Annotated in this window: 10 protein-coding genes; 4 read left to right on the top strand and 6 right to left on the bottom strand. The window is 69.0% G+C overall.

What is annotated here, in order from left to right; translation table 11 throughout:
- The 3 genes from CDO46_RS01125 to CDO46_RS01115 form a co-directional block, all read left to right on the top strand.
- On the top strand, positions 1–934 hold a 934-nt coding region (locus CDO46_RS01125; RefSeq protein ID WP_140416816.1), incomplete at its 5' end, for a DUF2868 domain-containing protein.
- Positions 927–2,396 (top strand): GTPase domain-containing protein, encoded by a 1,470-nt coding sequence (locus CDO46_RS01120; protein WP_087836734.1) that lies wholly within the window; start codon positions 927–929, stop codon positions 2,394–2,396. The genes CDO46_RS01125 and CDO46_RS01120, both read left to right, overlap by 8 nt.
- Before the next feature lie 32 nt (positions 2,397–2,428).
- A complete protein-coding gene (locus CDO46_RS01115; RefSeq protein WP_087836733.1) occupies positions 2,429–3,037 on the top strand; it encodes an alpha-ketoglutarate-dependent dioxygenase AlkB in 609 nt (202 codons plus the stop codon).
- 7 nt (positions 3,038–3,044) lie between these two features.
- On the opposite strand, the gene CDO46_RS01110 is transcribed toward CDO46_RS01115, so the two are convergent.
- From CDO46_RS01110 to CDO46_RS01100, 3 genes are read right to left on the bottom strand one after another with little or no spacing between them, the layout of a single operon-like run.
- On the bottom strand, positions 3,045–3,329 hold the full coding sequence (locus CDO46_RS01110) for a DUF1330 domain-containing protein (protein ID WP_087836732.1): 285 nt from the start codon (positions 3,327–3,329) through the stop codon (positions 3,045–3,047).
- Positions 3,330–3,364: 35 nt separating this feature from the next.
- Positions 3,365–4,375, bottom strand: coding sequence for an isopenicillin N synthase family oxygenase (locus tag CDO46_RS01105; RefSeq protein WP_087836731.1), 1,011 nt, complete (start codon positions 4,373–4,375; stop codon positions 3,365–3,367).
- 26 nt (positions 4,376–4,401) lie between these two features.
- A complete protein-coding gene (locus CDO46_RS01100; protein WP_087836730.1) occupies positions 4,402–5,382 on the bottom strand; it encodes a tripartite tricarboxylate transporter substrate binding protein in 981 nt (326 codons plus the stop codon).
- 135 nt (positions 5,383–5,517) lie between these two features.
- Here CDO46_RS01100 and CDO46_RS01095 point away from each other — a divergent pair, with 135 nt between their 5' ends.
- The gene (locus CDO46_RS01095) at positions 5,518–6,408 is read left to right on the top strand and encodes a LysR substrate-binding domain-containing protein (protein WP_176400628.1); all 891 of its coding nucleotides are present in this window, start codon (positions 5,518–5,520) and stop codon (positions 6,406–6,408) included.
- A gap of 24 nt (positions 6,409–6,432) precedes the next feature.
- Here CDO46_RS01095 and CDO46_RS01090 read toward each other — a convergent pair whose 3' ends face one another.
- The 3 genes from CDO46_RS01090 to CDO46_RS01080 all read right to left on the bottom strand — a co-directional run bounded on the left by CDO46_RS01090 (position 6,433) and on the right by CDO46_RS01080 (position 10,042).
- Positions 6,433–7,629 carry a diguanylate cyclase gene (locus CDO46_RS01090; RefSeq protein ID WP_087836728.1) on the bottom strand — a complete coding sequence of 399 codons (1,197 nt, stop codon included), beginning with the start codon at positions 7,627–7,629 and terminating at the stop codon, positions 6,433–6,435.
- A gap of 91 nt (positions 7,630–7,720) precedes the next feature.
- Positions 7,721–8,857, bottom strand: coding sequence for an FUSC family protein (locus CDO46_RS01085; RefSeq protein WP_087836727.1), 1,137 nt, complete (start codon positions 8,855–8,857; stop codon positions 7,721–7,723).
- 213 nt (positions 8,858–9,070) lie between these two features.
- Positions 9,071–10,042 (bottom strand): tripartite tricarboxylate transporter substrate binding protein, encoded by a 972-nt coding sequence (locus CDO46_RS01080; RefSeq protein ID WP_087836726.1) that lies wholly within the window; start codon positions 10,040–10,042, stop codon positions 9,071–9,073.
- Between the last annotated feature and the right edge of the window lie 30 nt (positions 10,043–10,072).

The raw sequence follows: 10,072 nt of genomic DNA, 5'->3' as shown, positions 1-10,072 counted from the left end.
CCGCTCGCCCGCGCTGGCCGCCGCCGGGGCGCGCTTCGCGCTCGACTGGCAGCGCCTGGCGGCGCCGCTGCACCTGGCGCGCGGCAAGCGCATCCTTCACCTTTGCGCCGCGCTGTTCGGTGCAGGCGTCGCCCTGTCGCTCTACGCACGTGGGCTGACCGTCGAATACCGCGTCGGCTGGGAAAGCACCTTCCTCGATGCCGGCCAGGTGCACGCCATCCTGGGCGTGCTGTTCGCGCCGGCGACCTGGCTGTTCCGCCTGCCGGGTTTCACGCCGGCGGAAATCGCCGCGCTGCGATTCGACGCCGCCGGCTTCGTGCCGGGCGGCGCCCGCTGGGTCCATCTGTACGCGGCGCTGCTGGCCATCGTGGTCGTGATTCCCCGCCTGGCGCTGGCGGCCGCGGCGCGCTGGAAGGAGACACGCCTGCGCGCGGACTTTCCGCTGGACATGGGCCAGCCCTACTACCGCAAGCTGCTGGGTTCGCTCAGCCCGGTGCCGCTGCGCCTGCGCGTCATTCCCTACAGCTTCGCCGTCGACGCGGCGCGCGGCCAGGCCTTGCAGGCGCTGGCGCGCTCCATGCTGGGCGACACCGCCCAGGCCGCGGTGATGCCCGGCTGGGACTATGGCGCCGACCCGCAGGACATGCCCGCGCCGGACGCGGCGGACGAAGGCGCGACCGTCACTGCCGCGCTGGTAAACCTGTCGGCCACGCCCGAGGCCGAGAACCACGGCGCCTTCCTCGATCACCTGGCGCGCGCCCTGCCCGGCAAGATCGTGCTGGCCGTCGACCAGTCGGCCTATGTTGCGCGCCTCGACGGCCAGGCCGGCGCCGACCGCCGCCTGGAAGAACGCCGGCGCCTGTGGCAGGATTTCGGCACGCTGCATAAGGTGCCGGTCACCTTCGTCGATCTGCTCCATCCTCCCGATGCCTGACAAGCCCGTCCGCATACAGCTCTGCCTGGTGTCCCACACCAATGCCGGCAAGACGACGCTGGCCCGCACCCTGCTGGGCGCGGACGTGGGAGAAGTCCGCGACGCGGCTCACGTCACGCAGGCTGCCGATGCGTATCGCCTGTTCACCACCGGCGACGGCGACGAACTGTACCTGTGGGACACGCCGGGTTTCGGCGACTCCGCGCGGCTGGCCAGGCGGCTGGAGATGGCGGGCAACCCCGTGGGATGGTTCCTGACCGAAGTCTGGGACCGGGTCAGCGACCGCGCTTTCTGGCTCAGCCAGCGCGCACTGCAGGCGGCGCGCGACAACGCCGACGTGGTGCTGTATCTGGTCAATGCCTCGGAAGATCCGCAGGATGCGGGCTATGTCGCGCCCGAGATGCAGATCCTGCAATGGCTGGGCAAGCCCGTGGTGGTGCTGCTCAACCAGATGGGGCCGCCTCGTCCCGCCCCGCGCGAGCAGGAAGACGTCGCGCGCTGGACCGACCATCTCCGGCCCTACGGCGTGGTGCGCGACGTCGTGCCGCTGGATGCATTCGCCCGCAGCTGGGTACACGAGCGGGTGCTGTTCGACGCCATCCGCGCCTGCCTGCCGGCAGCCGTCCAGCGCGGCTATGCCCGGCTGGCCTCGGCCTGGGACAAGCGCAATCTCGACCGTTTCCAGCAGTCCATGGATCTCATCGCGCGCCAGATCGTCGATGCCGCCCGCGACGCCGAAGCGGTGGGCGATGCCTCGGCGATCCGGTCGGCACTGGGCACCCTGGGCCTGGCCCGGTCCGCGCCGGAAAGCGCGCGGGACGCGGCCATGGCCGCCATCACCACGCGCCTGTCGCGCGCCGGCGCCCAGACCACGGCCCGCCTGCTGGCGCTTCACGGGCTCCAGGGCAGCGCGGCGGCGCCGCTGAACCAGCGCTTGCGCGAGAACTTCGCCTTCAGTGCGCCCGTCGATGTGAAGCAGGCGGGGCTGCTGGGCGCCATCGCGTCGGGCGCGGCCACCGGCGCGTCGGCCGACCTCCTGGCCGGCGGCTTGACCCTGGGCGGAGGCATGCTGGTAGGGGCCATAGTCGGCGCGGCCACGTTCGCCGGCGCGGCCTGGGGCATCAACAAGGCCAAGGGCACCGAACACGCGACCGCCCGCCTGACCGACGAATTCCTGCACGCGCTGGTGGCGGCGGACCTTCTGCGCTATCTCGCCATCATCCACTTCGGCCGCGGCCGGGGCGACTACGTCGAAGGCGAGGCGCCGGCCTTCTGGCGCGACGAGGTCATGGAAGTGGTGCAGGCGCGGACGGCGGCGTTGCAGCGCATATGGGCCCGGGCACGCCAGGACGACAGCCCCCGGGAGGCAGCCACGGAACTGGCCGCCCTGCTCGAAGACGCCTGCCTGCAGATCCTGCGCAAGCTCTATCCCGCCGCAATGGGCGCCGCCAACGGCCGGTAAGGGACCGCCTTCGCGGCCACACGGATCGCATCATGGAACAACCGCCGCTGTTCGACCTGCCGCCCCCGCTTCCGCCCGATCTGCCGGAAGGGCTGGTCTATGAACCGGATTTTCTCGAGCCGGCCGAAGCGGCGGAGCTCGAGGCGTTGATGGCCACCCTGCCCTTCGCCGCTGCCCGCTACAAGACCTATACCGCGCGCAGGCGGGTAGTGAGCTACGGCGGCAGCTTCGACTACGATGCCAACCGGCTGCAGCCGGCCACGGCGCTGATCGCCGAACTCCATGCGCTGCGCGACCGCGCGGCGCGATGGCTGGGCGTGCCGCCACAGGCCTTCGTCCATGCGCTGGCGGCGGAGTATCCGCCCGGCGCGCCGCTGGGCTGGCATCGCGACGTGCCGGACTTCCAGGACGTGGTCGGCATCTCGCTGGGCAGCGAGATCGTGATGCGATTCAGGCCCTACCCGCCCGACCATCCCAGGAAGGCCGACATCGTACGCCTGGCGCTGGCGCCCCGGTCCATCTACCTGATGCGCGGACCGGCGCGCTGGGCCTGGCAACACAGCATCGCGCCGGCCCGGGCCTTGCGCTGGTCCATCACCTTCCGCACGGCCTCGCCGCGCCACCGGAGCGGCGGCGCGTGAGCGCCGCTCATGCGTCGTCGATCACGACCAGCCTCAGGTTGCTCTTGCCTTCGCGCAGCTTCTTCGCCGCCTGGTAGGCCGGCGATGCGTACCAGGCCAAGGCCGCGTCCTTGTCGGGAAACTCGATCAGGAGCACGTTGTGGGCCGGCCCGCCTTCGAGCACGAAGGGCTCGGCTCCGCGCGCCAGGTAGCGCCCGCCATGCGCGGCCACCGCCTCCGCCACCATGCGGCCGTACTCGCCCATTTCAGTGGGCTTCAGAATCTTCACCTCGCCGATGACGTAGGCCGCCATGTCCACCCTCCGGTTCCCTGGATGATCGATTGCCGCTATGCCGCGCTCTTCTGCGGCATGATGCGCGCGACGTTGCGCGCCTTCAGCTCGCCGTAGACGAAAGGCCGGTCGCGCGGAAAGGACGTCGGCAGGTCCTCGGGCGCCACGTTCGCGGGATCGGGATTGCGGATCAAGGGCTGGATCCAGGCATCGAAACTCGGATACATGAAAAACGGGATGGAATAGCGCTCGTTGCCGGAACGGTTGATCACCCGATGGACCGCCGAGGTGAACACGCCGTCGGTCCAGACCTTCAGCACTTCCCCGACGTTGACCACCAGCGTTCCCCCGATGGGCGGCACCGCCACCCATTCGCCGTCCCGGTTGCGCACTTCGAGCCCGCCATTCGCGTCCTGGGCCAGGATGGTGAAGGCATTGGTATCGGTATGTCCGCGCGCCCCCAGGTGCTCGCCCGATTCGTCGGGGCGCTGCGGCGGATAGTGCAGCAGGCGCAGCGAATTCATGTCCTTGGCGAAGCTCGCCTTCAGCGCGCCGGCCGTCAGGCCCAGGCTCAGCTCGAACAGATCCAGAAGCCGATAGCCCAGGTCGTTGACCTTGTCGTAGTAAGCCATCATCCGCGGCTTCAGGTCCGGCATGGCGGACGGCCAGGGAATGCGGCCGTGCAAGGGCTTGCCGGCCAGCAGGTCGGGATCGTCGTCGGCCAGCGGCCGGCGGATCTGGAACGCTTCCTGGAGGTTCTCCTTGATGTTCGCGTCGTTGCCCTTGCTCATGCCGTGCAGGTAGCCCTGGGCATGGTCGTTGAGCTTGAGCGAGACCTCCATCTTGGCCTCCATGGGCAGGCTGTGGAAATCCACGGCGGTCTGGAAGATGTCGCGGATGTCCTGCTCGGCCAGGCCGTGGTTCCTGACGTAGAAGAACCCCACGGTGCCGGCGGCGGCGGCGATGGCCTCGGCCACTGCGGCACGGCCGGCATCATCGCGCCAGGCCGGCCCGAGGTCGACGATGGGCACTTCCGAAAAAACCAGTTTTCTTGCGGTGGGCAACATGTGCAGTCCTTGTTGAAAATTGCCGCTCAGGCCTCGGGCCGGATGTTCTCCCGGCGGGCCAGTTCGTTCCACTTGACGAATTCGCTGCGGTTCCAGGCGGCGAAGTCCGCGTGGCCGCGCACCGTCACCTCGAAACCCGCGGTCTGCAGCCTTTGGATGTTCTCGGACTGCCTGCCACCCTTGACGATGGCATCGGCCAGCTTGTCGATGTTGGCCTGGGGCGTGCCGACCGGCGCGTAGGCCCCCAGCCATCCCGTCGCGACGAAGTCCTCCATGCCCAGTTCCAGCAGGGTCGGCACGTCGGGCAGCGCCTGCGCGCGCCTGGCCCCCGTCACCGCGATCGCCCGCAGCGAACCGGCGCGCACCAGGGAGGCCACCGATGGCAGGTTGGCGAAGGACACCTGGATGTCCCCGTTCTTCAGGCCGGTGATGATTTCACCGCTGGAGCGGTACGGGATATGGACGAAATGCGTGCCCGCGCGCTGGTTGAACAGCACCGAGGTGAAATGGGCCAGCGTGCCTACGCCGTTGGAGCCGTAGTTGAGCTTGCCCACGCGCGTCTTGCCGTAGGCGATGAGCTCGGGCAGCGTGCGGGCCTCGACGTCCCGGCCCACCACCAGCACGTTCATCAGCTCGGCCAGTTGGGCCACGGGAACGAAGTTCTCCTGCGGATCGATGGGCAGGCGAGGATTCAGGATGGTCGGCAGGATCAGCCCGCCCAGACCGCCGGACAGCAGCAGGTGGCCATCGTGCGGCTGCTGGAGGATGTATTGCTGGGCCACCGTGCCTGTGCCGCCGCCCTTGTTCTCGACGATCACGGGCTTGGCGGGGAACTCCTTGGCCAGGATGTCCGCCAGCACCCGCCCCAGCAGGTCGGTGATGCCCCCGGGCGGATAAGGAACCACCACCTTCATCAGGCGGTTCGGAAACTCTTCCTGAGCCCATGCCCTGCCCGCGGCCCCCAGGCCCGCAGCCGCTCCCAGACGCAGTACATCTCGACGATTCATCGACTCACTCCCATGCAAGCAGACTTACTGCACAATGCCGGTGCCGCAACCACGAAACGCGGGACTAAGTTATCGGAGACGTCCGCCTGCCCACAAGCGACGTCTCATCATGAATTCATTAGCAGGATTAATGACATGCGTCGCAAGATCCCCTCGCCCGTCATGCTCCAGGCGTTCGAGCTGTCGGCACGCACGCTGAGCTTCACGCAGGCGGCGGACTCGCTGAATCTGACGCAGAGCGCCATCAGCCACCAGATCCAGGCGCTGGAGGACTTCCTCGGGGTCCGGCTGTTCGAACGCGTACGCAAGCGTCTGCAACTGACGTCCGCGGGCGAGATCCTGCTGCTGCGCCTGACGCCCGCGCTCGACGCGCTGGAATCGGCCATCATCGAAACCGTGTCGACCGAGCCCGCGGCCAGCGTGCTGCGGCTGGGCGTGGTGCCCGCGGTCGCCACGCAATGGCTGATCCCGCGCCTGCCCCGCTTCCAGCGCGAACATCCGCGCATCGCGCTCACCCTCGTCACGCGGCTGCCCTTCAACTTCCAGAACAACAGCCTGGACGCCGCCATCAACCTGGGCAACACCCGCTGGCCCGGCGCCCGCTCGGACTGGCTGATGGACGAACACATGGTCGTGGTCTGTACGCCGGAGATGGCCGCGACCACGCTGCGCACGCCGGACGACCTGCCGCGCGTGCCCACGCTGCAGATGACGTTCCGGCCGCATGCCTGGCACGACTGGCTGGCCGCCAGCGGCCTGCCCGCCGAAGGCACCACCGGAGGAATGAAATTCGAGTCGTTCTCGCTGGTGCTGCGGGCAGCCATGGCGGGCCTGGGCGCCGCGGTGGTGCCCCGCCTGCTGGTGGAAGACGAGCTGGAAAATGGCCGGCTGGTATCGCCCTTCGGGCCGGTGGTGCGCTCGCCGACTTCGTACTATCTGGTCTACCCGCCCGCCAATGTCACGCTGCCCGCCCTGCAGGCCTTTCGCGGCTGGCTGCTGCAACAGACGGGCGCGCCCGGGGGCTGAGCGTCCGCCGGCACGGCAGGCGCGTCACGTCGCCAATCCGGGAGACCCTTCGGCGGGAAGCGGATCCGCATCGGCAGCCACCGTCACGACGCGGTCCCTTCCCATCGCCTTGGCCGTGTAGAGCGCGGCGTCCGCCCGCGCCATCAGGCTGCTCAGTTCCTCGCCGGGGCGATACTGGTCGACCCCGACGCTGAACGTGACCTTGAGCTTGCTTCCCGGCAGCGCGCTCTCGGCCTGCGCGACCCGGGCGCGCAGCCGGTTCAGCAGCTTGACCGCGTCCCCCATGGACGTGTCCGGACAAAGAATGGCGAACTCCTCGCCGCCCAGCCGGCCGAAGGCATCGCCGGCGCGCAGGTTGCTGGCCACCACGCCGGTGAAATGGGCCAGCACCCGGTCTCCCGCCGCATGCCCATGGGTGTCGTTGATGTTCTTGAAGTGGTCGATGTCGACGATGGCGAACACCAGCGGCCGCCCGGAGCGCGATGCGGTGCGGGCGGCCGCGTCGGCCTGCGCCAGGAACGCGCGCCGCGCCAGGATGCCAGTCAGTTCATCCAGGTTCGCCAGGCGTTCGAGCCGATGGGCCAGGCGATCATGAGTCAGCAGCACCATGCCGATCGACAGCCAGGGCAGCGCCAGCACGCCCAGCGCCAGGAAGGCGATGTTGACGGGCGTCGATTGCAACAGCTCCGCCTGCCTGACCCATCCCACGCCGTAGGCCAGCCCCCGGCCCACATGGCCGATCGCGCCCAGGCATGCGCCGATGCTGACGAACCAGTAGGCGTAGTGGGGCCGGGACAGCGGCCGCGCCATGAACACGATCCTGGCCACCAGGATGTAAGCGTAGGCATAGAACGCCGACACCAGCGCGATGCGGATGTTGATGTCGGGCACCACATAGGTCCAGTAGGCCATGGCCGCCAATAGGGCAGCCCAGCCCGCATATTCCGCGTAGCGCACGGGCCGCATCCCGACGAACTGCCTGCACCCTTGCAGGATGACCAGCATGGCCAGGGCCAGCAGCTGGTTGGAGACCAGGATCGTCAGCCACCGCGGCCCGACGTTCTGGAACAGGAACAGGGCCAGCGCTGCGATGGCCATGACGCTGGCCTTGAACCAGCGCCTGACCCCGGGAATGGCGGTGGGCAGCAGCGACCCCAGTACCGCCGTGCTCATGATGGCGGAGAAGATCGTGACGAAGATGACGCTGATGGGGTCTAGCATGGCATGCCGCGGGAATCCACGCGGCGATCGGAACCCGCGCGAGAGCCGCCCGATGATAAAGCATTTCCGGGCCTGGCCAGCCCGACCGCCATCAGCGCCCGGCCGCTCGCCGGTGGCGCGCCAGGTACGCCCGATCGTCCAGACTGGAGAACAGCACCGCCAGCACGATGCCCGCCGCCGCGCCGACGATGGTGTCGAATACGCGCTCGAGCGCCATGTTGCCGGCCATGGCGGGCGCAGCCAGGTGCGTCATCAACAGCGCCATGGGCGTCACGGTGATCTGTCCAAGCGCATAGTTGTAGCCGATGATGATCTCGGTCACGAACTGGAAGAGCGCGATCAGGCCCACCACGGCCCAGAACGAAGGCGATTGCGCCAGGATGGCGCCCGCCACGCAGGCGCCCACGACGGTGCCTGCCATCCGTTGCAGCGCACGGCTCATCGTGATGTGCAGGTGCCCGCCCTGCATGACGGCGGTCGCGCCTATGGCCGCCCACGAGGGATGCTGCCAGCCGGCCGCGTGCGCCAACAGCGCGGCCACGGCGGCGCCCGTGGCGATGCGGCCGGCGGCGATCAGCCGGTGCCGCATGGGGCGCGGAGGATCGCTAGGAAAGGTGCCCGTCGCGGGCTCTTCATGCCTGAGGCGATCGGTCAGGACACAGATGATCCAGGCCAGGGCGCCGCCCGCGGCCGCGGCGGCGGCGCGCGCGAAGACCGCTTCCCAGGACCCGGCCGCGCCCAGCGCCGCGCCTGCCGCGAACACGATGATGACGGCGCCCGGTCCGCCCAGGCGCCAGCTCGACACTGCGACCGTGGACACTCCCGCCACCAGCGCAAGGACCAGCACCATCATCGTGGACGAAGCCCCCGCCTGGGCCGCCATCGATGTCGCAAGGGTCGCGGCGACCAGCAGCAAGGCGCTCAGGAAGACCATGCGGCGGCGGCGCACGCGCGAGGCGTAGCGCCCGAACAGCGAAGCCAGCGCGCCCAGCGCGCCGAAACCGACCAGTTGCGGCCAGGGCGAATAGTGGAAACACGCCAGGGCCACGACCACGGCCAGGGTCGCCTGCATCCCGGCCACCACGGCATTGCGCACGGACGGCGGCACGGCCATGGTCAGGCTTTCTTCCAGCTGGGCCGGCGTGAGCAGGTACCGCGCCGCGTTGGCGCGTGTCGTCCCGCGCGGCCGGGCAGGCGCGGGCGAACGGCGATCGTCTTCGTCAATCATGGGCATCCAGAAAAAAATCGCGCGCTGTGCCGGGCATGCCGGCGCAACGCGTGCGCGCCGATACGGCGTATGCCGTACGGCGGAAGCGATGAGGGAACCGCGGAAGGGACGGCTCCGCCTGGGCGGCGGAGCGTCAGCACGTCGGCGCCTGCGGCCAGGCGCAGGCGCGATAAGACACCATTCTACCTCAAACCTAGGGTTTACCCTAGTCCATCAATCCATCTTGATGTGGGCCGCCTGCACCACCGTCTTCCAGCGGTCGATCTCCTTGCGCTGGAACGCCTTGAAGGCATCGGGCGCCATGCCGCTCGGATTGGCGCCCTGCGCGATCAGGCGCTTGCGGACCTCGGGCTGCTCCAGAATCGCGGCGACCTCGCGCTGCAGGCGGTTGGCGATGTCCGGCGGCGTCCCGGCGGGAGCGAACAGTCCATACCAGGCATTGGCCTGGTAATCGGGCACGCCCGATTCGGCCAGCGTGGGCACCGACGGCAGCACCGGACTGCGTTCCCGATCACCCACCGCCAGGGCTCGCAGCGAACCGTTCTGGATATAGGACAGCACCAGCGGCAGGTCGGCGAACATGACCGGGACGCGACCGCTGATCAAGTCGGGAATCGATCCCGCGCTGCCCTTGTATGGCACATGGACCATGTCGACCTTGGCAAGATACTTGAATAGCTCGCCGGCCAGGTGCTGGGATGCGCCGACTCCGCCGGACGCATAGCTGACCTTGCCCGGTCGCTCCTGTAGATAGGCGATGAGCTGCTTGACGTCGCGCGCGGGCACCGAGGGATGCACGACCAGCACCAGCGACACCGAGGCGACCAGCGTCACGGGCGTGAAATCCTTCACGGTGTCGTATGGCATGGAGCCGTAGATCAGACTGTTGGTCGCGTGCGTGCCGATGGACCCGATCACCAGCGAGTAGCCGTCCGGCGCGGCCTTGGCGACGAGGTCGGCGCCGATGTTGCCGCCCGCGCCGGCCCGGTTCTCGACCACCACCGGCTGGCCCAGGCGCGTGGCCAGGCCATCGGCCACGGTACGCGCCAGCATGTCGCTCGACGCCCCGGCGGCGAAGGGCACGATCATCTTCAATGGCCGGTCCGGGTAGGCGCCCGCCCAGGCCGCGACAGCCGCGCAGCCCAGCGACAGGGCCAGGGAAAACTTGGCAAGATAACGATGCATGGTTGGTCTCCTTCCTCGTTGTCGGCAAGA

Source organism: Pigmentiphaga sp. NML030171 (assembly GCF_002188635.1).
Taxonomy (GTDB): Bacteria; Pseudomonadota; Gammaproteobacteria; order Burkholderiales; family Burkholderiaceae_B; genus Pigmentiphaga; species Pigmentiphaga daeguensis.
Note: the sequence above shows the minus strand (reverse complement) of the source record. Positions and strands in the feature narration are given on the sequence as shown.